Genomic DNA, 20,055 nt, shown 5'->3' with positions numbered 1-20,055 from the left:
AAAGGACTTTGGCCCCTTCCACTCACACAATCACACGCAGTGCACGGCGAACGCCTGTGAACGTCACGCTCGTACGCAGTCCGAGGTGGTCTCCGTCCATCTGCAGGGGGAGGGGGACCTTCGAATGCAAGGTGAAGTCGGTCAGATCGTGCAGAGTCGTCGCGTGCTTGCCGCGAGGCCCGCGTTCCGGCGACGACATGAGCAGCTGGGTGGCATACCGGGCGACCGCGGGGGTAGAGAGACGCCTCAGCCCGAGTACGTCGAGGGCGGTTTCGAAGGAGGCGTCCGGCGACGCGTACACCGGGCGATTGCCCAGGTAGGTCCAGGGAGAGGTGTTGCAGATTATGGAGAGGACCAGGTCCTCGACCGGCTCCGCGTCCGGACGTTCCAGGGTGATCGTGCCGTGCCGGCGGTTCGGCTCGTTCAGGAACTGGCGCAGCACCTGGCGCAGATAGAGGGCGTGGGTGGATCTCTTCCCGCGCTCCCGCTGCTGTTCGACCCGGCCGATGACGCTCGCGTCGAAACCCAGACCCGCGCAGAAGGTGAACCAGCGGGACGGCACCGACTCGTCCTCCGTGCCCGGCGTCCCGGAGGCGAGCCCCAGGCTCACCGTGCGTGTCCGGCGCTCACGCAACGCGTCGAGCAGGACGCCGGTCGCCTCGACCGCGTCGTTCGGCAGCCCCAGCGCGCGGGCGAACACGTTGGTCGAGCCGCCGGGGACGACCGCGAGGTCCGGCAGGCGGCCCGGACCGGGGCCGTCGTGCAGCAGGCCGTTGACCACCTCGTTGACCGTGCCGTCCCCGCCGAGGGAGACGACCAGATCGACGTTGCCCGCTTCGGCGGCCCGTCGGCCCAGGTCACGCGCGTGCCCGCGGTACTCGGTGGTGACCGCCTCCAGCTTCGTCTCGCTGGCCAGGGCGTGGATGAGCACGTCACGGGTGCGGGCACTGGTGGTGGTGGCTGCCGGGTTGACCACGAGAAGTGCGCGCATGGGCGCCAGCGTACCTACCCGGCGGTACCGCCCCCAGCCGGGCCCGCGGCAGAGCCCGCCGCAGGGGGCCGCAGCCCGGCGCGCACGAGGGACGCCCCGGCCGCGCCCCGGCCGCCCCCGCTACCCTGCCTTGCATGAGCAGTGCGGAACAGACCCCCCGTCCCACCCGTCTCGCCGCGGCGGCGGCCGTGACCGGCGTCGAGGCGCTCGGGCTCCTCGCCGGGGGCGTGTACATGCTGGTGAGAACCCTGACGGGAGCACCCGGGGACCTCACCGGCGCCCTGACGGGCGCCGTGACGCTCGTCCTGCTCGGCCTGATCCCGCTCGCCGCCGCCCGGGGGCTGTGGCTGCGCCGTTCCTGGAGCCGCGGCCCCGCCGTCATCACCCAGATCCTGGCCCTGCCGGTCGCCTGGCAGATGCTCCGGGCGGACGGCGCGCTGATCCCGGCCGGTGCCGTCCTCGCCGTTCTCGCCCTCTCCGGGCTCGTCCTCCTCGTGAACCCGGCCACGAACGAGGCGCTCGGCATCCGGCGCCCCGGCCGGGACACCCCGTAGGACCGGGACCGGTCCTACTCCTCCACCAGGAGCCTCTCCCGGAGCTGGGCGAGCGTCCGGGCGAGCAGCCGGGAGACGTGCATCTGCGAGATGCCCACCTCCTGCGCGATCTGCGACTGGGTCATGTTCCCGAAGAAGCGGAGCAGCAGGATGCGCTTCTCCCGGGGCGGCAGGCCCTCCAGGAGCGGCTTCAGCGACTCGCGGTACTCGACCCCTTCCAGGGCCTCGTCCTCCGCCCCCAGCGTGTCCGCCACCGCCGGCGACTCGTCGTCGGTGTCCGGAACGTCCAGGGAGAGCGTCGAGTAGGCGTTCGCCGACTCCAGCCCCTCCAGGACCTCCTCCTCCGAGATCCCCAGCCGCTCGGCCAGCTCGTGCACCGTCGGTGAGCGGCCGTGCTGCTGGGAGAGCTCCGCCGTCGCCGTGGTCAGCGAGAGCCGCAGCTCCTGGAGCCGGCGCGGCACCCGGACCGCCCAGCCCTTGTCCCGGAAGTGGCGCTTGATCTCGCCGACGACCGTGGGGGTGGCGTACGTGGAGAACTCGACCCCGCGCTCCGGATCGAACCGGTCCACCGACTTGATCAGGCCGATCGTCGCCACCTGCGTCAGGTCGTCCAGCGGCTCGCCGCGATTGCGGAAGCGCCGGGCCAGGTGCTCCACCAGCGGCAGGTGCATCCGTACCAGCCGGTTGCGCAGCTCCGCCTTCTCGGAGGAGCCCTCCGGCAGCTCGCGCAGCTCGACGAAGAGGGCACGGGCGCCGCTCCGGTCGTGCGGAGCCGGGACGGCGGGGACGTCCGGAGCCTCGTCGGCTTTTTCGGCCTCTCCGGCCTCTCCGTGTTTCCCGGCCCCCGCCACCGTTCCGACGGCCCCGGCCCCTCCGGAATCCTCCGGCTTCCGCGCACCGGAGACCCCGGCGGAACCCTCGGGGGTCTCGGGGGCGCCCGGCGCCCCGGCGGCCTCGTGGTGCTGCTCGTGCTCGCTCATCTGGTCCGCCCGCTCCGTAGCGACCTCGTGCGGCCGCGCCTTCTGCCCGGGGAGGCCGGCCGTCGCGTCCCCGCTCCTCACGCCGGGCCTGGCCCCGCGCCGCGCTGTTTGTACAGGCTGATCGAGACCGTACGGTCGTCGGCCACCGACGACTCGACCTTTCCGGCCAGCGCCGACAGCACCGTCCAGGCGAAGGTGTCCCGCTCGGGAGCGCGGCCGTCGGTCGTGGGGGCGGAGACCGTCACGTCCAGCGAGTCGTCCACCAGCCGGAAGACGCAGCTGAGGACGGACCCCGGCACGGCCTGCTGGAGCAGGATGGCGCATGCCTCGTCGACCGCGATCCGCAAGTCCTCGATCTCGTCGAGAGTGAAGTCCAAACGCGCCGCGAGGCCGGCCGTGGCCGTACGCAGCACGGACAGATAGGCACCCGCAGCGGGCAGCCGGACTTCCACGAAGTCCTGGGTCCCGGGCTCGCCTGCGATCTGGGACACCCTCACCTCCAAGGTGGCACAAGCTCATTCGGGGCTCGGGGGAGAGGCCCCCGAACCGGGCGGTACGCAGGGGGCTGCGCGGTCCGCCGTGACGCTATCGCGATCCGTCCCGTCGTGTCGCCGTGGACCCCGCCCCCCTCCACCGCTCCTCACCCATGGTAAGTCTCCGGGTGCGGGCGGTGGGCGGGGGCCGTGGACGACGGAAACGAGCGACCGGCGGAGGGGTGACGTACCCACGCGCGAGCCGGTCGAACCACGGGACGGCCCGGCCGTCAGACGATCGCGCCGTCCACGAAGCACCAACGCCACCGCTCGCCCGGCTCGAAGGACCGCATCACCGGGTGCCCGGTCGAGGAGAAGTGGGCCGTGGCGTGCCGTCCCGCCGAGGAGTCGCAGCAGCCCACGTGCCCGCACTCCAGGCAGAGCCGCAACTGGACCGGGTGCGTGCCGTCCGCCAGGCACTGGGGGCAGGTGTCGGCCAGCGGCACCGGTTCGGGGCGCGGCAGTTCGGCAACGTGCGGGCACTCGCTCATGATGGCCAGGTTACTTCGCGGCACGGATCGAGGACGGGCGGACGGACGGGCATGGACGCACTGCGACTGGTGGCACTGGTGGCGGTGAGCGCCGCGATCGCGGGGACCGCCCGCCGGACCCCGGTGCCCGCCCCGCTGCTCCTGGTCGCCGCCGGACTGGCCGCCTCGTACGTGCCGGGCGTCCCCGACTACACGCTCGACCCGCACGTCGTCCTGCCGCTGATCCTGCCCCCGCTCCTCCACACGGCCGCCGTCGACTCCTCGTACCTCGACCTGCGGGCCAACGTGCGGCCCGTCGCCCTGCTCTCCGTCGGGTACGTCCTCTTCGCCACCGTGGCCGTCGGCTGGCTCGCGTACGTCCTCGTGCCCGACCTGCCGCTCACCGCCGCCCTCGTGCTCGGCGCGGTGATCGCCCCGCCGGACGCGGTCGCCGCCACCGCCATCGCCCGCAGGCTGGGCCTGCCGAACCGGATCACCACGATCCTCCAGGGCGAGTCCCTGGTGAACGACGCGACCGCGATCACCGCCTACAAGGTCGCCCTCGCGGCGGCCGTCGGCGAGGGCGTCGGCTGGGCCGGCGGACTGGGGGAGTTCGCGCTCGCGGCCCTCGGCGGCATCGGCGTCGGCCTGGTCCTCATGGTCCCCCTCCACTGGCTCCGCCTCCACCTGCGGGACTCCCTGCTCCAGAACACCCTCTCCCTCCTCATCCCCTTCGTCGCCTACGCGGCCGCCGAGGAGGTCGGCGCCTCCGGGGTCCTCGCCGTCGTCGTGGTCGGCCTCTTCCTGGGCCACCGCGCCTGGCAGGTCGACTTCGCGACGCGGCTCCAGGAGGAGGCCGTGTGGAAGATGGTGTCCTTCGTCCTGGAGTCCGCCGTCTTCGCCCTGATCGGACTCCAGCTCCCGTACGTCGTCCGCGGCCTCGGCCCGTACGGGGTCGGCGAGGCCGCCGGGTACGCGGCCGGCGTCTTCGTCGCCGTCGTCCTCGTCCGCTTCGTCTGGGTCTACCCGTCGACCTTCCTGCCCCGCCTGCTCTCCGCCCGCGTCCGGGAGCGGGAGCCGGGGGTGGACTGGCGGGCGCCGCTCGTCGTCGGCTGGGCCGGCATGCGCGGGGTGGTCTCGCTCGCCGTCGCCTTCTCCATCCCCGTCGCCGTCGCCGGCGAGGAGTTCCCGGCCCGCAACCTCGTCCTCTTCCTCACCTTCACCACCGTGATCGGCACCCTGGTGGTGCAGGGCCTCACCCTCCCGCCCCTCATCCGGCTCCTGAAACTGCCCGGCCGCGACCGGCACGCCGAGACGCTGGCCGAGGCCCAGGCGCAGAGCGAGGCGTCGCGGGCCGCCGAGGAACGTCTCGACGCGCTCCTCGCGGACGAGCGCAACGCCCTGCCGCAGCCCCTCGCCGACCGGCTGCGCACCGTCCTCGAACGACGCCGCAACGCGGTCTGGGAACGGCTCGGGACGGTCGACGAGGTCACCGGGGAGACGGCGGACGACACCTACCGGCGCCTCGCGCGCGAGATGATCGACGCCGAACGGAAGGTCTTCGTACAGCTGCGCGACGCGCGCCGGATCGACGACGAGATGATGCGGACCCTGCTCCGCCGGCTCGACCTGGAGGAGGCGGCCGCCTACCGGGAGGAGGCGGACGGCTGACCGCCGTCCGGAGCGCCGGTGACCACCGCCGCGATCCGGGTGCCCTCGGGGAAGGCGCCCTCCTCCGCCAGCGTCACGAGAGCGTGAAGCATTTTGGCCACATATAGTCGCTCGATGGCGAGTTCATGCCGTTCTTCGAAATCGCGTGTGAACTCCTCCAGGACCGGGGACACGCGCGCGTAGCCCCCGCCGTGGAAACGCTCGTCCAGGGACCAGTCGCCGCGCGGGCCCCCGAACGCCTCCTCCTGGAGGGCGCGGACCTCCCCGCCCAGGAAGCCCCCCTTGAGCACCGGGACGCCGAGGGCCCGCTGCCCCGGGGCGAGACCGGCCGCGAGGCCCGCGAGGGTGCCGCCCGTGCCGCAGGCGACGGCGACCGTGTCCGCCGCCCCGGCCAGCTCCCGGCCCAGCTCCGCGCAGCCGCGCGCGGCGAGTGCGTTGCTGCCGCCCTCGGGAACCACGTACGCGTCCGCGCGGGTCCGCTCCAGGAGCGCCGCGAGGACGGCGGGGTCGTTCTTCGCCCGGTACGTGGCCCGGTCCACGAACTCCAGGCGCATCCCGTCCGCCGCGCACCGCGCGAGGGAGGGGTTGAGCGGCCGCCCGGCCAGCTCGTCGCCGCGGACCACCCCGACCGTGGGGAAACCGAGCAGCCGGCCGGCGGCGGCCACCGCCCGCAGGTGGTTGGAGTACGCCCCGCCGAAGGTGAGCAGGGGGCGCCCGTCCGCCGCGCGCAGGTTGGGCGCGAGCTTGCGCCACTTGTTGCCCGGCAGGTCCGGGTGGATGAGGTCCTCGCGCTTCAGGAACAGCGCGAGGCCGCGCCGGGCGAAGCGCTCGTCCTCCACCGGCTCCAGGGGAGAGGGCAGCCGGGGGCGCAGCGGCGGGAGGGCGAACGCGTTCACCGGGTCATTGTGCCGCCCGCCCGGGACGCGGCCGGCGGCGGACGGACGCGCCGGACGGGAACCGGACGCGGACAGGACCGCCCGCCCCGGACGGGGCCGGGGCCCGCGCCGCCGGGGCCCGCGCCGCCGGGGCCGGCGGTCCGCGTCGCGGCCGGGCGGGTCCGTCCGGCACCGGGTCCTGTCCGGCACCGGGCCCGGCGCCGGTCACCGCCTACCGCAGCAGGTCGGCGATCCGCTCCCGCATGGAGCCCATGGTGAAGCCGCGCGGGTCCGACTTCCCCGGCTGCCACTCCAGGTGGCCGATGACCGACCGGTGCGTCCAGCCGTGCACCCGGCACACGGCGGCGGCCGCCTTCGCGATGGCCTCCAGCTGGACCTTCGGCCACGGGTCCTTGCCGTCCCCGAGGTTCTCGCACTCGAAGCCGTAGAAGTGCCGGTTGCCGTCCGTGGTGGCCTCGTCGTCCCTCGGCAGACGCCGCTCGGCGATGACCGCCCGGAGCACTTCGTCGTCGCCGAGCCCGGCGTGGTTGGCGCGGCCGTAGCCGACGAGGTGGACCCCGCCGTCCTTGGCGATCACGCCGTGGCAGAGCGGCCCCGGCAGGCTCGCGTAGCCGTCGCGGCAGATGCGGACGGTGCCGGCGGTGCCCCGGGTCACGGTGTGGTGGATCATCACGCCGTGCACCGGACCCCAGGGGCCCTTGTGGTTGCGGTTGTGGGTGGCCCAGTCGCCGACCTGGACGACCGCGAGGCCCTCGTCGCGCAGCGCGGTGAGGAACCTGTTCGCGGACATGGGTGAAGCCATGACCGACTCCTTCCGAAGGACGGGAACGAACTTCCGGAGTACCGGAGTCCGCCGAACCGCCGCCATCCGTTCGGGCCGTGTGCGAGCCGATCCGGACAGTGCGCCGGACGGGGGCGCCTGACCTCGGCCGTCCGGAGGGGAAAACGGCGGCATGCCCCGGAAATCGTCGAACAGCCCCACTCGATCGTGTAATGGCGCCGACACGCTGAGTAGTGAAAGGCTGATGCCGCAACTCAGGCATATGAGAGGGAGTCCCATGTCCGTAGGTTCGGTTGGCGACGAGATCCGCGCGGAACAGCAGGCGCCGCAGCAGAGTCTCGGTACCGCCGCCGCGCGGAACCTCGCCACGACCACCAAGTCGGCACCGCAGATGCAGGAGATCACCTCGCGGTGGCTGCTGAGGACGCTGCCGTGGGTCCAGGTGCAGGGCGGTACGTACCGGGTCAACCGGAGGCTCAGCTACTCCGTGGGAGACGGCCGCGTCACCTTTGTCCAGACCGGCGAGCACGTCGCGGTGATCCCCGCCGAGCTCGGCGAGATCCCCGCCCTGCGGGGCTACGAGGACGAGGGCGCGCTGGCCGAACTCGCCTCCCGCTGCACCCAGCGGGAGTACGCGGCGGGCGAGGTCATCGCCGTCGCGGGCGCCCCCAGCGACCGCGTGTACCTCCTCGCCCACGGCCGGATCGAGCAGATCGGCGAGGGGCCGTACGGTGCCGAGGCCGTCCTCGGCGTCCTCGCCGACGGCGCCCACCTCGGCGACTCCTCCCTGATCCGCGACGACGCCACCTGGGAGTGGACCGCCCGGGCCGCCACCGCCTGTACGGTCCTGGAGCTCACCCGGGACGACGTGCGGAACCTGGCGGACCGGGTCGACTCGCTCGCCACGCACCTCGCGGCCGTCGCCACGCTGTCCGAGCAGCGCACCAACAAGTACGGCGAGGCCGCCATCGACCTCTCCGCCGGCCACGTCGGCGAGGCCGTGGTCCCCCACACGTACGTCGACTACGACGCCTCGCCCCGCGAGTACGAACTGAGCGTCGCCCAGACCGTGCTGAAGGTCCACAGCCGCGTCGCCGACCTCTACAACCAGCCGATGAACCAGACCGAGCAGCAGTTGCGGCTCACGGTCGAGGCGCTCCGCGAGCGCCAGGAGCACGAGATCGTCAACAACAAGGAGTTCGGCCTCCTCTCCAACTGCGACTACGGGCAGCGCATCCAGCCCCACGACGGCGTCCCGAGCCCCGACGACATGGACGAGCTGCTCTCCCGCCGCCGGGGCTCGAAGATGTTCCTCGCCCACCCGCGCGCCATCGCCGCCTTCGGCCGCGAGCTCAACAAGCGCGGTCTGGTGCCCGAGACCATCGACATCAACGGCAACCGCATCCCGACCTGGCGCGGTGTGCCGATCTACCCGTGCAACAAGATCCCGGTCTCGGACGCCCGGACCACCTCGATCATCTGCATGCGTACGGGCGAGGCCGACCAGGGCGTGATCGGCCTGCACCAGACCGGCCTCCCCGACGAGATCGAGCCCAGCCTCTCCGTCCGCTTCATGGGCATCGACGAGCAGGCGATCATCTCCTACCTGGTCACGGCCTACTACTCGGCGGCGGTCCTCGTCCCGGACGCACTCGGCGTCCTGGAGAACGTCGAGATCGGCCGCTGGAGCTGAGGCGGCGGCGCCCGGGGCGGGAGAGCCGGCACTCCTGCCCCGGCGCCCTCCCGTCCCGGCGCCCTCCCGGCTCGTCACGGCGAACGGTCGCCGCGAAGAACGTGAAGGAAGCAAGCGTGACCATGACCAGCGCGAACGCCGTCACCGACGGTCAGGGAGCCGTGGCGCTCCTGGACCGGACGCGGGCGGCCGTCCATCCCCAGCTCCGCTCGACCGTCGAGACCCTGCCCGGTTCCGTACGGCGAGTGGCGATGTACCACCTCGGCTGGGAGCACGCCGACGGCTCCCCGGCCGCGGAGCAGGCGGGCAAGGCCATCCGGCCCGCCCTCGTCCTCGCCGCGGCCCGTGCGCTCGGGGCCGAGGAGACCCGGGCCGTGAAGGCCGCCGCCGCGGTGGAGCTCGCGCACAACTTCACCCTGCTCCACGACGACATCGTCGACGGGGACCCGACCCGGCGCCACCGGCCCACCGCCTGGACGGTCTTCGGCGTGCCGGACGCGCTGATCACCGGGGACGCGATGTGCGCGCTCGCCCTGCGCCTGCTCGCCGAGGACCCGCACCCCTCCTCGGCCGCCGCCTCCGCGCGTCTCGCCGCCTGCGTCATCGAACTCTGCGCGGGGCAGCAGGCGGACTGCGCCTTCGAGCAGCGCGGTCCGCACGAGGTCTCCCTCGACGAGTGCACCGCCATGGCCACCGCCAAGACCGGCGCCCTGCTCGGCTGCGCGTGCGCCCTCGGCGCGCTCTACGCCGGCGCGGGCGAGGAGGAGGTCGCGGCGATGGACGCCTTCGGCCGGGAGGCGGGGCTCGCCTTCCAGCTGATCGACGACCTCATCGGCATCTGGGGGGACCCGGACCGTACGGGCAAGCCGGCCGGGGCCGATCTGGTCGCCCGCAAGAAGTCGCTGCCCGTGGTGGCGGCGCTCACCTCCGGGACACCGGCGGGGGACGAGCTGGCCGAGCTGTACTCCCGCCGCGTCCTCGACGCGGAGGCGGTCCGGGCCGCGGCGGACGCGGTGGAGCGGGCCGGTGGGCGCGACTGGGCGCAGGCCCAGGCCGCCGAGCGCATGGGCCGTGCCGTCGAGCACCTGGCACAGGCGGTCCCGGACGTGGCGGCCGCGGGGGACCTGCTCGCCCTCGCGGAGTACGTCACCCGACGCGTGCGCTGAGGCCGCCGGAGCCCGGAGCCCCGGGGCGCTCAGTCCGCCGGGGCGATGCGGGTGACCACGGTCTCGATCAGGGAGTCCAGGTCCCGGTCGCCGTGGAGTTCCGGGACCGTGAAGTGGTCGAGCAGTAGCCCGGTGAGGGCGAAGTAGAGGACCCGTACCGTGTCCGCGTCACCCGGCATGCCGGAATCGAGGTGCAGCCGGATGTTCTCGTCCAGGTCGGAGCGGAGCACCTTGGTGAGCTGGGTCCGCAGCTCCGGACGGCGCACGGCCTCCAGGCGCAGCTCGAAGAGCCCCAGGTAGCAGGTGCGCTCCGCCGCCAGGCGCCCGGCGGCCCGGCGCATCAGTTCCACCAGCAGCTCCCGGCCGGGCGCGGGCCGCATGGCGGTGTCGATGGCACCGGGGGGCGGGGTGAGCCGCGCGAAGATCCGGTCGCCCACCTGGGAGAGCAACTGGTCCCGGTGGTCGAAGTAGTTGGACGACGTGCCCGTCGGGACCCCCGCCCGGGCGTCGACCGCGCGGAACGTCAGACCGCGGGCGCCTTCGTCCGCCAGTACCTCGATCGCCGCGTCGAGCAGGGTCGTACGGCGTTCCGGGTTTCTCGCCATGGGGGCTCCCTCGGTGTCGGGTGTGTTCTCTTCGCGATGGGGCTTGCGCAACCACTACAGGTGAAGCACTATAACTGTCGTGGTTGCGGCAGCGGCCGTGATCCGAACCCGAAGAAGAGGACCGGCTTGCGCAAGCTCACCTACTACATCGCCTGCACCATCGACGGTTTCATCGGCGACCCCGAGGGCGACGCCACCTCCATGTACAAGTACGCCGAGGACTCGTACCTGGAATGGATGGGGGCGGAGTACCCGGAGACGATCTCCGCGCCCGGCCGGGAGGCCCTCGGCATCGACGGCCCCCACAAGCACTTCGACACCGTCGTGCAGGGGATGGCGTCGTACCGGCTCGCCCTGGACGTCGGCCTCACCAGCCCCTACGGCCACCTGCGCGAGTTCGTCGCCACCCGTTCGCTCGCCGAGGCGCCCCACCCCGACGTCGAGCTGATCTCCGACGACCTCGTCGGCCGCGTCCGGGAACTCAAGGCCGAGGACGGCCCCCTGGACATCTGGCTCTGCGGCGGCTCCACCGTCGCGGGGGAGCTCATCGAGGAGATCGACGAGCTGGTCATCAAGACCTATCCGCAGGTGTACGGCACCGGCATGCCGATGTTCGGCGCCGGTTTCGAAGCCCGGGACTTCGAGCTGGGCGACGTGCGCGCCTTCGACAACGGCGTGATCGTCCGCACGTACTCCAGGAAGCGGTAGCGCGTACGGGTCCGGGCGGGCGGAGGCGACGGGAAGCGCCTCCGCGCCGGGCGTCCTACGCTGGAGACATGGCTGACGAGGCGTTCCGTACGACCCGGGACCCGCGGGCCGAGCATCCCTGCCCCGCCTGCGGCGGTCCGCGCGCCGCGCGGGTCACCCGGCACAAGGTCCTCGGGGCCTGGGTGCCGGAATGGGAGGTGGAGCCCTGCCGCGACCCGGAGTGTCCGCTCCACGAGGAACGCGGAGAGCGCGGGGAGCGCGAGGAGCACGGGGGGAGTGGGAAGCACGGGGATTCCGCGGGTGCGGAAGCCGCGACTCCGCACGTGACCGGCAAGAACGGCGAGACCGGGAGAAGTCCGGCCCCGGGGTGACCGGATGCGCGGGGGAGCCGGTCGTACCGCTACAGTCCGCGCATGTCATCGGAGTCGACGGAAGTCTGGACCGGCTGGTACCGGGACCGCAGCGGCGCGGAAGCGATCGTCATCACGGCCGACGGACGGCGCGTCGCCGTCCGGGTCAGGGGGACCGAGTACACGGGCGAGAGCTTCGCCTCGCTCGGCACGGCCGACGGGCAGACCCTCACCGGCTGCGTCCTGGAGTGGGACCTCCCGCTTCCCGTCGTCCTGGACGGGGCCACCCAACAGGCCACGCTCAGCTGCCTCCTGACGCTCGGCGAGCGCCCCGACCTCAGCCTGACGCTGCACTGCGGCGGTGCCGCCTTCGAGGCGTGCGTCGCGGGAGGCGATTTCGAGGGGGCGCTGGAGCGGGTCCGCCGCCAGCTTCCGCCCGGCGCGGACTTCGGCCGGCGGCTCCTCCCGGCGGCCTGAGGCCTGGGGCCGGCGGCCCGGGGCCCGTAGACCGAGGCCCGCGGCCCGGGGCGGGGCGCCGGCGTCCTCGCGCTCCGCGACCCCACGACCCACGTCCCACAACCTCACGACTCGCGCGCGGCCCGCGACCGCGCGGCCCGGACGGGAACGCGCACGGGACGGCGGCACCCGGGGAGGGGCGCCGCCGTCCTCGTAACCCCGCCCGTCAGCCCTTGAAGGCGGAGGCGAGGCCGTAGCGCCACAGCTGGTCGACGCGGGACCGCTCCTGCGCGTTCGGCTGGGCGTTCTGGCAGGACGTGCCGGGACCGCCGCCCGACATCAACTCGCTGCACGGACCGCTGTAGTGGTCCGGGAGGCCGAGGACGTGCCCGGTCTCGTGGGCCGTGACCCGGGTCGAGTTGTACTGCTGGTTCTGCCGGTAGTCGAGGAAGATGTAGCCGCCGCCGTGCCCGTCGGTGCTGGCGTACGAACCGCGGGAGTCGTTGCCCTCGTAGTAGCGGAAGTCGGGGTTGCTGCCCTCCACGAGCCGGACGTTCACCACCGAGCTGTTCCATATCTGGGCCGAGCGGGCGATCTGGGTGCGGAAGCTCGGCGCGTTGGCGGCGCTGTAGACGACGGTGACGGCCTCCGCGCCGGGGACGGCGGCCCGCTTCTTCGCCACCGACTTCAGGACGGCGTCGAAGAAGGCCCGGTTGGCCTTGGCCTCCTCGGCCGAACCGGCGTACGCGACGGCGGCGTTGCCGGCGGACACGGCCCGGTCGTCGGGCGCGGCGACGGCCGGGGCCGCGCCGAGGGAGGTGAAGAGGCCGAGGCCGAGGGCGGCGGTCAGCGCGGAGGTGAGGACCTTGGAGTGTCGCATGGGGGGCTCCTCCTGTAGGGGTCGGGGAGAGTCTGGAGGGAACCGGCCCGCGCGGGGATGATGTCAACCGCCGATAGCCCCGTCACATCACCTCCCCGCCCCCTCCACGGCCCCGGAGCGAAAGGAGATCGAAGGGTTCCGGCTGTCTGGTGCGTCTCGTGGGGCCGCCCTACCCTCGGGGCATGGAGCTGGAGGTGAGACATCTGCGCGCGCTCTGCGCCATCGCGGACACGGGCAGCCTGCACAAGGCGGCGCGCCAACTGGGCATGAGTCAGCCGTCGTTGACCACCCAGCTGCGCCGGATCGAGAACTCCCTGGGGGCCGAACTGTTCTCCAGGGGCCGCACCGGCTGCCGCCCCACCCCGCTCGGCCGTTCCCTCCTCAGCCGGGCCCGCCCCCTCGTCGCGGACATGGCCGCGCTCGTCACCGAGACCCGGGCCGCCGCCGCCCGCACCGAAGGCCCCGGGCTCCGCGTCGGCTCCACCGCGAGCCGGGCGCTGCCGGGCTGGCTGCGCCGGCTCCGCCAGCGGCTGCCGGGCACCGAGGTCGGCCTGCGGGTGGACGTCTCCGCCAACGCCCTGCTGCGCACGGTCGCCGCGGGCCGGCTCGACGTGGCCTTCGTGCACGAGGTGGAGGGCTGCCCGTTACGGGTCCCCGAGGGCCTTACGGAGCGGGTCCTGGTCGCCCGCGAACCGCAGTTCGTCTCCATGGCCCGCGACCACCCGGCCGCCGCCCGGTCCGTCGTGGACCTCGCCGACCTCGCGGACGACCACTGGATGGTCGACCCGACCGTCGACGGCGAATGGGACGGCCTCCGCCGGGTCCTGGACGCCGCCGGGATCGACCCTCCGCTGCTGCACGGCGACTACCACACGGCCGCCTCGCTCATCGTCCTCGGCGAGGCCGTCGCCCCCTGCCAGCCCACCTCGGGCCCGCGCGAGGACATGGCCGTCCGCCCGCTGCGCGGCGACCCCCTGGCCGTCCGTCTCCTGCTGTACGGGCGCCCCGGCGCGCCCCTGGACGCGCTGTACGCGGAACTCGCCGCCGCCTACCGCGAGGTGGCCCTCCGCGCGGCCCCGTACCGCGAGTGGCTGCGGGGGCAGGGGACGGCGGCGGGGCTGTCGGTGGGGCCGTGCATGACGGCGGTGTGAGCGGGGCCGGGGCGGGCGGCTCGTCCGGACACCTCCTCGCCGCCCCGAACAGCTGACGCCCCCACCGCCCCGCGGACCGGGTGCGGACGGGGACAGGGGGACACCCGGTGGTCTTCACGGGCGGGGCCGGGGGTCCGTACGGCGCCGGGGCGCGCGACCACTGCCGGACGTGCCGTTCACCCTCGACACGCTGACCACCGTCGTCCCGTACGCGTTCGCCATGGCGCTGGTCGGCCTGATGGAGTCGCTGATGACCGCCAAACTGGGCGACGACATCACCGACACCCGCTCGAACAAGACCCGCGTATCCGTCGGCCAGGGCATCGCCAACATCGTGACCGGCTTCTTCGGAGGCATGGGCGGCTGCGCCATGATCGGCCGGACGATGATCAACGTGAAGGTCTCCGGCGCCCGCACCCGGCTGTCCACGTTCCTCGCGGGCGCGTTCCTGATGGTGCTGTGCGTCGCCTTCGGGCAGGTCGTCTCGAACATCCCCATGGAGGCCCTCGTCGCCGTCATGGGGATGGTGTCGTTCGCGACCTTAGACTGGCACTCCATCGCCCCGAAGACCCTCAGGCGCGTGCCCGTCGGCGAGACCGTGGTCATGCTCGTGACCGTCGCCTGCGTGATCGCCACCCACAACCTCGCCGTCGGCGTCGTCGGTTCCGTCACCGCCATGGTCGTCTTCGCCAGGCGCGTCGCCCACCTCGCCGAGGTCACCCCGGAGCCCGGCCCCGACGACGGGATGGTGGTCTACCGGGTCACCGGCGTCCCATCCGCCTCCCAGAAAGCCCGAAGGGGTGCGACCGGCGAGCGGTCGCACCCCTTCGGAGCGGGGACGGAAGGTCAGGCCTTCTTGGTCTCCCAGAAGATGCGGTCGATCTCGGCGATGAGCTCCAGCGCCTTCTCGCCCGTCTTCGGGTCCGTCGACGCCTTGGCGGCCGAGAGGGCCTTCAGGGTGTCGTTGACCAGCTGGTTGAGCTCGGGGTACTTCTCGAAGTGCGGGGCCTTGAAGTAGTCGCTCCAGAGCACCGAGACGTGGTGCTTGGCGAGCTCCGCGCGCTGCTCCTTGATGACCGTGGCGCGGGCCCGGAAGTGCGGGTCCTCGTTGGCCTGGTACTTCTCCTGGACAGCCTTGACGGACTCGGCCTCGATGCGGGCCTGGGCCGGGTCGTACACGCCGCACGGGAGGTCGCAGTGGGCGCTGACCTTCACCTTGGGGGCAAACAGGCGGGAGAGCATTGAGCCGTCCTTCCTCGTGATCGTCTTCTCAGGTGGGACATTACTCGGTGAGAAGGGCGTTTTCGCGGGCGCCCCTGGGGCTTAGGTCAAAAGTCCGGGGGCGCCGCGGGACTCGTGGGCGAGTGTACGAGCGGACGCGCGGGTGCGCGCGGTCCGGCCGGGAGGTGTCGTGATGAGGGAAACGGGGCGGGAACCGGCGGGCGAAGCCGGGGCTCCGTTCGGGGTCGCCGAGGTGACGGGGGTGTCGATGGTGCCCACGCTGCTCCACGGCGACCGGCTGCTCGTGCACTACGGGGGGCGGCTGCGGCCCGGGAGCGTCGCCGTGCTGCGCCATCCGCTCCAGCAGGATCTGCTCATCGTGAAACGGCTGATCGAGCGACGCGACGGCGGCTGGTGGGTGCTGGGCGACAACCCGGACGCGGAGGGGGACAGCCGGGTCTTCGGAGCCGTACCGCCCGAACTGGTGCTCGGGAGGGTGCGGGCGCGGTACCGGCCGGTGACGCCGGGGCGTCAGCGTTCGGCCGGGACGGTGCTCTCCTGGCTGGTCTCGGCGGTCAGGCCGGTGGGGTCCGCGAGTTCGGCCTCCCGGCGTTTGCGGGCCCGGTAGGCGGCCACGTTGGCGCGGGTCGCGCAGCGGTCCGAACAGTAGCGCCGGGAGCGGTTGGTGGAGGTGTCCAGGTACGCGTTGCGGCAGGGCGCCGCCTGGCACAGGCCGAGCCGGTCCGCGCCGAACTCGGTCAGGTGGAAGGCGAGCCCCATCGCGCAGATGGCCGCGTACCCCGTGGTCGCGTTCGAGGAGTGATCGGCGAGGTGCATGTGCCACCGGGGGCGGCCCTCCTCGTCGAGGAAGTCGTGGCCCGAGATCTGGGGGCTGACCGGGAACTCCAGGAGGAGCGAGTTGAGCAGGTCGACGGCGCCCGTGTGGTCGCCCTCGTCGGCCGCGGTGAAGACCGCCCGCAGCCGGGACCGTACCGTCCGGAAGCGGGGCAGGTCCGCCTCGGTGACCCGGCGGGCCATCTGGGAGGCCGCGCCGAAGAGGTCCCGGACCGCCTCCACGGAGGTGAGGGAGTCCTTGCCCCGGGTCGGCTCCTCGGTGTTGACCAGGCGCACGGCGAAATCCGAGTAATGGGCCAGTTCCACTTGTAGTCCTTACTTCGGCGGGCTAGGGTCACGGGCGGAAGGGGTAACGGCTGTTTCCCCTTCGAGGGTATTACGAAGAGGGGAGGGTACGGCGATGACCGGAACCGACTGGGCGGCCTGGCAGCAGAGCTGGGACCGTCAGCAGGAGTGGTACATGCCGGACCGCGAGGAGCGGTTCCGCGTGATGCTCGACATGACCGAGGCGCTGGTGGGGCCGGAGCCCCGCGTCCTCGACCTCGCGTGCGGTACGGGAAGTATCACGGATCGGCTCCTCCGGCGGTTCCCGGAGGCGACCGCCACGGGTGTCGATCTCGATCCCGCCCTCCTCGCCATCGCCGAGGGGTACTTCGCGGACGACCGGCGCGTCACCTTCGTGACCGCCGATCTCAAGGACCCGGAGTGGGCCGCGGCCCTGCCGTACGACTCGTACGACGCGGTCCTCACCGCCACCGCCCTGCACTGGCTCCACAGCGAACCCCTCGCGGCCCTCTACGGGCGGATCGCCGGTCTCGTCCGCGACGGTGGCGTCTTCATGAACGCCGACCACATGATCGACGGGACCACGCCCCGGATCAACGCCGCCGAGCGCGCGTGGCGGCACGCCCGGATGGACCGCGAGAAGGCCGCCGGGGTCCTCGACTGGGCCGACTGGTGGGCCCTCGCCGCGAAGGACCCCGTCCTGGCCGGGCCCACCGCCCGCCGTTTCGAGATCTACGGCGAGCACGCCGACGGCGACACGCCCTCCCCGCGCTGGCACGCCGACGCCCTTCGCGCCGCCGGCTTCGGCGAGGCCCGGGCCGTCTGGGCCTCGCCCTCCGACACCCTGCTCCTCGCCGTGAAGTAGCCGGGGACGGGAACGGGGAAGGGGCGGTACGGGATTCCCGTACCGCCCCTTCCCACGCGCCCTACAGCACCTTGGACAGGAACGCCTTCGTCCGGTCGTGCTGCGGGTTGCCCAGGACCTCGCGCGGGTCGCCCGACTCGACCACCACGCCGCCGTCCATGAAGACCAGCGAGTCGCCGACCTCGCGGGCGAAGCCCATCTCGTGCGTGACGACGATCATCGTCATGCCCGAATTGGCCAGGTCCCGCATGACGTCGAGGACGTCGCCCACCAGCTCCGGGTCGAGCGCCGAGGTCGGCTCGTCGAAGAGCATCAGCTTCGGCTCCATCGCCAGCGCGCGGGCGATGGCCACGCGCTGCTGCTGGCCGCCGGAGAGCTGCGAGGGGTAGTTGCCCGTCTTGTCCCGCAGGCCGACCCGGTCGAGCAGGCGCTCGGCGCGTTCGCGCGCCACCGCCTTCGACTCGTTCTTCACCTGGATGGGCGCCTCCATGACGTTGGCCAGGGCCGTCATGTGCGGGAAGAGGTTGAAGCGCTGGAAGACCATGCCGATGTCGCGGCGCTGGAGCGCGACCTCGCCGTCCTTCAGCTCGTGGAGCCTGTCGCCCTTCTGGCGGTAGCCCACCAGCTGCCCGTCGACCGAGAGCCGCCCGGCGTCGATCCGCTCCAGGTGGTTGATGCAGCGCAGGAAGGTCGACTTGCCGGATCCCGAGGGGCCGACGAGGCAGAACACCTCGCCGTTGCGCACCTCCAGGTCGATGCCGCGGAGGATGTGGGCGGCGCCGTAGGACTTGTGGACGCCTTCGGCCTTGACCATGGGCTCGCCGGTCATCCGGTCACCGCCGATCGCTTGAAGGTGGTCAGGTTCGCACGGACCCGCTGCCAGGGGGTGGGCGGCAGGCTGCGCGTGGAACCGCGGGAGAAACGGCGCTCCAGGTAGTACTGGCCGACGCTGAAGACGCTGGTCAGCGCCAGGTACCAGAGGGAGGCGACGAAGAGCATCTCCATCACGGCGCCGGCCGTGTTGCCGATGTTCGAGGAGGCCCGCAGCAGCTCGGTGTACTGCACGGCCGAGACCAGCGACGAGGTCTTGAGCATGTTGATGAACTCGTTGCCCGTCGGCGGCACGATCACCCGCATGGCCTGCGGCAGCACGATCCGGCGCATCGTCTTCGCCTGGGACATGCCCAGCGCGTGCGCCGCCTCGGTCTGGCCCTCGTCCACCGACTGGATGCCGGCCCGGACGATCTCCGCCATGTAGGCGCCCTCGTTCAGGCCGAGGCCGAGCAGGGCCACCATGAACGGCGTCATGACGTCCACGGTCTCGTTCTTGTAGACCGGCCCGAGGTCGATGTACTGGAAGATCAGCGACAGGTTGAACCAGACGAGCAGCTGCACGTAGACCGGCGTGCCGCGGAAGAACCAGATGTAGAGCCAGGCCACCGCACCGGTGACCGGGTTCCTGGAGAGCCGCATCACGGCGAAGAGGACGCCGAGGACCAGGCCCAGTGCCATGGAGGCGACGCTGATGAGCACCGTGGACCACAGGCCGCTGAGGACCGAGGTGTCGAACAGCTTGTCCCACACCGTGGCCCAGATGATGTTGCCCTGGGAGAAGGCGTAGGCGAGCCAGCCGAGGAGGGCGACGACCACCACGGCGCTGACCCAGCGCCCGTAGTGCCGTACGGGAACGGCCTTGATCGCCTCGTACGGGACGCCCGTGGCGCCGGACCCGGCCGGAGCGGCGGCCGGGTCCTTGCGGATCTTGTCAGTCATGACGACTGCCCTTCAGTGGAGCGGGGAGGCAGTGGAGCGGGGCGGTCACTTGCCCGCGTTGATCGTGGCCGACTTGACCGCGCTGTCCTCGACGTCCCACTTCTTCAGGACCTGCGCGTAGGAGCCGTCCTTGATGATCGCGTCGAGCGCTTCCTTGACCGCGTCCCGGAGCTGGGTGTTCTCCTTCGAGACGCCGATGCCGAAGAGGCCGACGTCGCTCTGGCTGCCGACGACCTCGAAGTCCTTGCCGCCGCCCGAGGTCTTCGCGATGTACGCGGCGACCGGGTAGTCGTTCAGGTCGGCGACCGCGCCGCCCGCCTTGACGCGGGTCTGCGCCTCGGCGTCGCTGTCGAACGCCTGGATGGTCAGCTTCTTGTCGCCGCACTTGGCGGCCTGCGCCTTGAAGGTGTCCTCGTAGATCGTGCCGCGCTGGACGGCCACGGTCTTGCCGCAGAGGTCGTCGAGGGAGTTGACGCCCTGCGGGTTGCCCTTCTTGACCAGGAGGGAGACGCCGGAGCTGAAGTAGTCGACGAAGTCGATGCCCTTGCCGATCTTCTTCCCGTTGTCGTCCAGGCCCTCCTGGCGCTTCTTGTTGTCCGTCATCGAGGACATGACCAGGTCCTGGCGGCCGGAGTAGATCGAGGTGATCAGGCCGTCGAAGGTGCCCGAGACGAACTCGAACCTGACGCCCAGCTGCTTCCCGAGGGCCTGGGCTATGTCCGGGTCGACACCGACGATCTTCCCGCCCTCGGTGAACTCCATCGGGGCGTAGGAGGCGTCCGTGCCGACCTTGATGACGCCGGCCTTCCGGATCTTCTCGGGCAGCTTCGAGAAGAGGGGGGCCGCGTTGGAGGACGAGCCGCCCTCCTTCGTCGTACCGCTCTCGGTCTGGTCACCGCAGGCGGTCAGCAGCATGGAGCCGGCGACCGCGAGGGCGGTGACCGCGGCAAGACGGGAGGTGCGGGTCTTGGCGGCGGTCGTACAGCGCGTGGAGCGTGCGGTCATGGTCGGGTTCCTCCGGCGTGTGAGGGGGGTGCCAGACGGCCACGTACTCACCTTTGAGTGTCGTGGCCTTGTGCGATTACGGCATCTTGCCATTCGGACTGCCCCGAAAAGGCGGCCTCGGATGTCAAAATCGGATAACGGGTGACCCCCGGAAGCCGACAGGCCG

The 20,055-nt window shown here is 72.3% G+C and carries 22 protein-coding genes and 1 pseudogene; 10 read left to right on the top strand and 13 right to left on the bottom strand.

The features are described 5' to 3' along the window. Positions 1-22 precede the first annotated feature (22 nt). Positions 23-991, bottom strand: a complete 969-nt coding sequence (locus ACFYZY_RS25310) for a diacylglycerol/lipid kinase family protein (protein WP_388698223.1) — start codon at positions 989-991, stop codon at positions 23-25. Between the two features lie 134 nt (positions 992-1,125). On the opposite strand from ACFYZY_RS25310, the gene ACFYZY_RS25305 reads away from it, so the two are divergent. After that, on the top strand, positions 1,126-1,545 hold the full coding sequence (locus tag ACFYZY_RS25305) for a hypothetical protein (protein ID WP_388698221.1): 420 nt from the start codon (positions 1,126-1,128) through the stop codon (positions 1,543-1,545). A 14-nt stretch (positions 1,546-1,559) separates the two neighbouring features. Here ACFYZY_RS25305 and ACFYZY_RS25300 read toward each other — a convergent pair whose 3' ends face one another. From ACFYZY_RS25300 to ACFYZY_RS25290, 3 genes are all read right to left on the bottom strand, one after another. Continuing rightward, positions 1,560-2,606, bottom strand: coding sequence for an RNA polymerase sigma factor SigF (locus tag ACFYZY_RS25300; RefSeq protein WP_388698218.1), 1,047 nt, complete (start codon positions 2,604-2,606; stop codon positions 1,560-1,562). After that, the gene (locus ACFYZY_RS25295) at positions 2,603-3,016 is read right to left on the bottom strand and encodes an anti-sigma regulatory factor (protein ID WP_019889334.1); all 414 of its coding nucleotides are present in this window, start codon (positions 3,014-3,016) and stop codon (positions 2,603-2,605) included. Before ACFYZY_RS25295 ends, ACFYZY_RS25300 begins: the two co-directional genes overlap by 4 nt. A 272-nt stretch (positions 3,017-3,288) precedes the next feature. Beyond that, positions 3,289-3,549 (bottom strand): UBP-type zinc finger domain-containing protein, encoded by a 261-nt coding sequence (locus tag ACFYZY_RS25290; protein ID WP_388698215.1) that lies wholly within the window; start codon positions 3,547-3,549, stop codon positions 3,289-3,291. 51 nt (positions 3,550-3,600) lie between these two features. Here ACFYZY_RS25290 and ACFYZY_RS25285 point away from each other — a divergent pair, with 51 nt between their 5' ends. After that, complete coding sequence (locus ACFYZY_RS25285; RefSeq protein WP_388698213.1) at positions 3,601-5,199, top strand: Na+/H+ antiporter; 1,599 nt, start codon at positions 3,601-3,603, stop codon at positions 5,197-5,199. Here the strand turns inward: ACFYZY_RS25285 and ACFYZY_RS25280 are convergent. Both ACFYZY_RS25280 and ACFYZY_RS25275 read right to left on the bottom strand, forming a co-directional pair. After that, positions 5,175-6,095, bottom strand: coding sequence for a 1-aminocyclopropane-1-carboxylate deaminase/D-cysteine desulfhydrase (locus ACFYZY_RS25280; protein ID WP_388698210.1), 921 nt, complete (start codon positions 6,093-6,095; stop codon positions 5,175-5,177). The genes ACFYZY_RS25285 and ACFYZY_RS25280 overlap by 25 nt on opposite strands. 211 nt (positions 6,096-6,306) lie before the next feature. Next, positions 6,307-6,897, bottom strand: a complete 591-nt coding sequence (locus ACFYZY_RS25275) for an N-acetylmuramoyl-L-alanine amidase (RefSeq protein ID WP_388698207.1) — start codon at positions 6,895-6,897, stop codon at positions 6,307-6,309. Positions 6,898-7,153: 256 nt separating this feature from the next. Between ACFYZY_RS25275 and ACFYZY_RS25270 the strand changes: the two genes are divergently transcribed. Both ACFYZY_RS25270 and ACFYZY_RS25265 read left to right on the top strand, forming a co-directional pair. Next, the gene (locus tag ACFYZY_RS25270) at positions 7,154-8,569 is read left to right on the top strand and encodes a family 2B encapsulin nanocompartment shell protein (RefSeq protein ID WP_388698205.1); all 1,416 of its coding nucleotides are present in this window, start codon (positions 7,154-7,156) and stop codon (positions 8,567-8,569) included. 122 nt (positions 8,570-8,691) lie between these two features. Next, positions 8,692-9,735 carry a family 2 encapsulin nanocompartment cargo protein polyprenyl transferase gene (locus ACFYZY_RS25265; protein ID WP_388698309.1) on the top strand — a complete coding sequence of 348 codons (1,044 nt, stop codon included), beginning with the start codon at positions 8,692-8,694 and terminating at the stop codon, positions 9,733-9,735. Between the two features lie 29 nt (positions 9,736-9,764). Here the strand turns inward: ACFYZY_RS25265 and ACFYZY_RS25260 are convergent, their stop codons facing one another. After that, positions 9,765-10,340 carry a TetR/AcrR family transcriptional regulator gene (locus ACFYZY_RS25260; RefSeq protein ID WP_388698203.1) on the bottom strand — a complete coding sequence of 192 codons (576 nt, stop codon included), beginning with the start codon at positions 10,338-10,340 and terminating at the stop codon, positions 9,765-9,767. A 126-nt stretch (positions 10,341-10,466) separates the two neighbouring features. Between ACFYZY_RS25260 and ACFYZY_RS25255 the strand changes: the two genes are divergently transcribed. Both ACFYZY_RS25255 and ACFYZY_RS25250 read left to right on the top strand, forming a co-directional pair. After that, positions 10,467-11,048: a dihydrofolate reductase family protein gene (locus tag ACFYZY_RS25255; RefSeq protein ID WP_388698200.1), complete on the top strand. Its 582-nt coding sequence runs from the start codon at positions 10,467-10,469 to the stop codon at positions 11,046-11,048. Positions 11,049-11,461: 413 nt separating this feature from the next. Then, positions 11,462-11,875, top strand: coding sequence for a DUF6304 family protein (locus tag ACFYZY_RS25250; protein WP_388698197.1), 414 nt, complete (start codon positions 11,462-11,464; stop codon positions 11,873-11,875). A 205-nt stretch (positions 11,876-12,080) separates the two neighbouring features. On the opposite strand, the gene snpA is transcribed toward ACFYZY_RS25250, so the two are convergent. Beyond that, positions 12,081-12,734, bottom strand: coding sequence for a snapalysin (gene snpA, locus ACFYZY_RS25245; RefSeq protein ID WP_388698195.1), 654 nt, complete (start codon positions 12,732-12,734; stop codon positions 12,081-12,083). 182 nt (positions 12,735-12,916) lie between these two features. Between snpA and ACFYZY_RS25240 the strand changes: the two genes are divergently transcribed. After that, complete coding sequence (locus tag ACFYZY_RS25240) at positions 12,917-13,885, top strand: LysR family transcriptional regulator (RefSeq protein WP_388698193.1); 969 nt, start codon at positions 12,917-12,919, stop codon at positions 13,883-13,885. A 160-nt stretch (positions 13,886-14,045) separates the two neighbouring features. Next, positions 14,046-14,654: pseudogene (locus ACFYZY_RS25235) on the top strand (SulP family inorganic anion transporter); the annotation flags it as partial. A gap of 77 nt (positions 14,655-14,731) precedes the next feature. On the opposite strand, the gene sodN reads toward ACFYZY_RS25235, so the two are convergent. Further along, complete coding sequence (gene sodN / locus ACFYZY_RS25230) at positions 14,732-15,127, bottom strand: superoxide dismutase, Ni (RefSeq protein WP_030207400.1); 396 nt, start codon at positions 15,125-15,127, stop codon at positions 14,732-14,734. Positions 15,128-15,299: 172 nt separating this feature from the next. Here sodN and sodX point away from each other — a divergent pair, with 172 nt between their 5' ends. Then, positions 15,300-15,734, top strand: a complete 435-nt coding sequence (gene sodX, locus ACFYZY_RS25225) for a nickel-type superoxide dismutase maturation protease (RefSeq protein WP_388698190.1) — start codon at positions 15,300-15,302, stop codon at positions 15,732-15,734. Here sodX and ACFYZY_RS25220 read toward each other — a convergent pair. After that, positions 15,638-16,267, bottom strand: coding sequence for a CGNR zinc finger domain-containing protein (locus ACFYZY_RS25220; RefSeq protein ID WP_388698187.1), 630 nt, complete (start codon positions 16,265-16,267; stop codon positions 15,638-15,640). The two genes, sodX and ACFYZY_RS25220, sit on opposite strands and share 97 nt — an antisense overlap. 94 nt (positions 16,268-16,361) lie before the next feature. Between ACFYZY_RS25220 and ACFYZY_RS25215 the strand changes: the two genes are divergently transcribed. Further along, entirely contained in the window at positions 16,362-17,111 is a 750-nt protein-coding gene (locus ACFYZY_RS25215) for a class I SAM-dependent methyltransferase (RefSeq protein WP_388698185.1), read from the top strand. Between the two features lie 61 nt (positions 17,112-17,172). On the opposite strand, the gene ACFYZY_RS25210 is transcribed toward ACFYZY_RS25215, so the two are convergent. From ACFYZY_RS25210 to ACFYZY_RS25200, 3 genes are read right to left on the bottom strand one after another with little or no spacing between them, the layout of a single operon-like run. Continuing rightward, the gene (locus ACFYZY_RS25210; RefSeq protein WP_388698182.1) at positions 17,173-17,940 is read right to left on the bottom strand and encodes an amino acid ABC transporter ATP-binding protein; all 768 of its coding nucleotides are present in this window, start codon (positions 17,938-17,940) and stop codon (positions 17,173-17,175) included. Then, the gene (locus tag ACFYZY_RS25205; protein WP_388698179.1) at positions 17,937-18,884 is read right to left on the bottom strand and encodes an amino acid ABC transporter permease; all 948 of its coding nucleotides are present in this window, start codon (positions 18,882-18,884) and stop codon (positions 17,937-17,939) included. The genes ACFYZY_RS25210 and ACFYZY_RS25205 overlap by 4 nt, the downstream gene beginning before the upstream one ends. Positions 18,885-18,929: 45 nt before the next feature. Then, the gene (locus ACFYZY_RS25200) at positions 18,930-19,889 is read right to left on the bottom strand and encodes an ABC transporter substrate-binding protein (RefSeq protein ID WP_388698176.1); all 960 of its coding nucleotides are present in this window, start codon (positions 19,887-19,889) and stop codon (positions 18,930-18,932) included. Positions 19,890-20,055: the final 166 nt, after the last annotated feature.

The organism is Streptomyces sp. NPDC001744, assembly GCF_042892575.1.
Lineage (GTDB): Bacteria > Actinomycetota > Actinomycetes > Streptomycetales > Streptomycetaceae > Streptomyces.
This window is presented reverse-complemented; position numbering and strand designations above follow the sequence as displayed.

Excerpts from the sequence above, each read along its gene's own strand:
- ACFYZY_RS25205 (WP_388698179.1), bottom strand. The coding sequence starts at position 18,884 with ATGACTGACAAGATCCGCAAGGACCCGGCCGCCGCTCCGGCCGGGTCC.
- sodX (WP_388698190.1), top strand. The coding sequence starts at position 15,300 with ATGAGGGAAACGGGGCGGGAACCGGCGGGCGAAGCCGGGGCTCCGTTC.
- ACFYZY_RS25285 (WP_388698213.1), top strand. The coding sequence starts at position 3,601 with ATGGACGCACTGCGACTGGTGGCACTGGTGGCGGTGAGCGCCGCGATC.
- ACFYZY_RS25200 (WP_388698176.1), bottom strand. The coding sequence starts at position 19,889 with ATGACCGCACGCTCCACGCGCTGTACGACCGCCGCCAAGACCCGCACC.
- ACFYZY_RS25275 (WP_388698207.1), bottom strand. The coding sequence starts at position 6,897 with ATGGCTTCACCCATGTCCGCGAACAGGTTCCTCACCGCGCTGCGCGAC.
- ACFYZY_RS25240 (WP_388698193.1), top strand. The coding sequence starts at position 12,917 with ATGGAGCTGGAGGTGAGACATCTGCGCGCGCTCTGCGCCATCGCGGAC.
- ACFYZY_RS25270 (WP_388698205.1), top strand. The coding sequence starts at position 7,154 with ATGTCCGTAGGTTCGGTTGGCGACGAGATCCGCGCGGAACAGCAGGCG.
- ACFYZY_RS25305 (WP_388698221.1), top strand. The coding sequence starts at position 1,126 with ATGAGCAGTGCGGAACAGACCCCCCGTCCCACCCGTCTCGCCGCGGCG.
- ACFYZY_RS25250 (WP_388698197.1), top strand. The coding sequence starts at position 11,462 with ATGTCATCGGAGTCGACGGAAGTCTGGACCGGCTGGTACCGGGACCGC.
- snpA (WP_388698195.1), bottom strand. The coding sequence starts at position 12,734 with ATGCGACACTCCAAGGTCCTCACCTCCGCGCTGACCGCCGCCCTCGGC.
- ACFYZY_RS25260 (WP_388698203.1), bottom strand. The coding sequence starts at position 10,340 with ATGGCGAGAAACCCGGAACGCCGTACGACCCTGCTCGACGCGGCGATC.
- ACFYZY_RS25215 (WP_388698185.1), top strand. The coding sequence starts at position 16,362 with ATGACCGGAACCGACTGGGCGGCCTGGCAGCAGAGCTGGGACCGTCAG.
- ACFYZY_RS25310 (WP_388698223.1), bottom strand. The coding sequence starts at position 991 with ATGCGCGCACTTCTCGTGGTCAACCCGGCAGCCACCACCACCAGTGCC.
- sodN (WP_030207400.1), bottom strand. The coding sequence starts at position 15,127 with ATGCTCTCCCGCCTGTTTGCCCCCAAGGTGAAGGTCAGCGCCCACTGC.
- ACFYZY_RS25210 (WP_388698182.1), bottom strand. The coding sequence starts at position 17,940 with ATGACCGGCGAGCCCATGGTCAAGGCCGAAGGCGTCCACAAGTCCTAC.
- ACFYZY_RS25265 (WP_388698309.1), top strand. The coding sequence starts at position 8,692 with ATGACCAGCGCGAACGCCGTCACCGACGGTCAGGGAGCCGTGGCGCTC.
- ACFYZY_RS25290 (WP_388698215.1), bottom strand. The coding sequence starts at position 3,549 with ATGAGCGAGTGCCCGCACGTTGCCGAACTGCCGCGCCCCGAACCGGTG.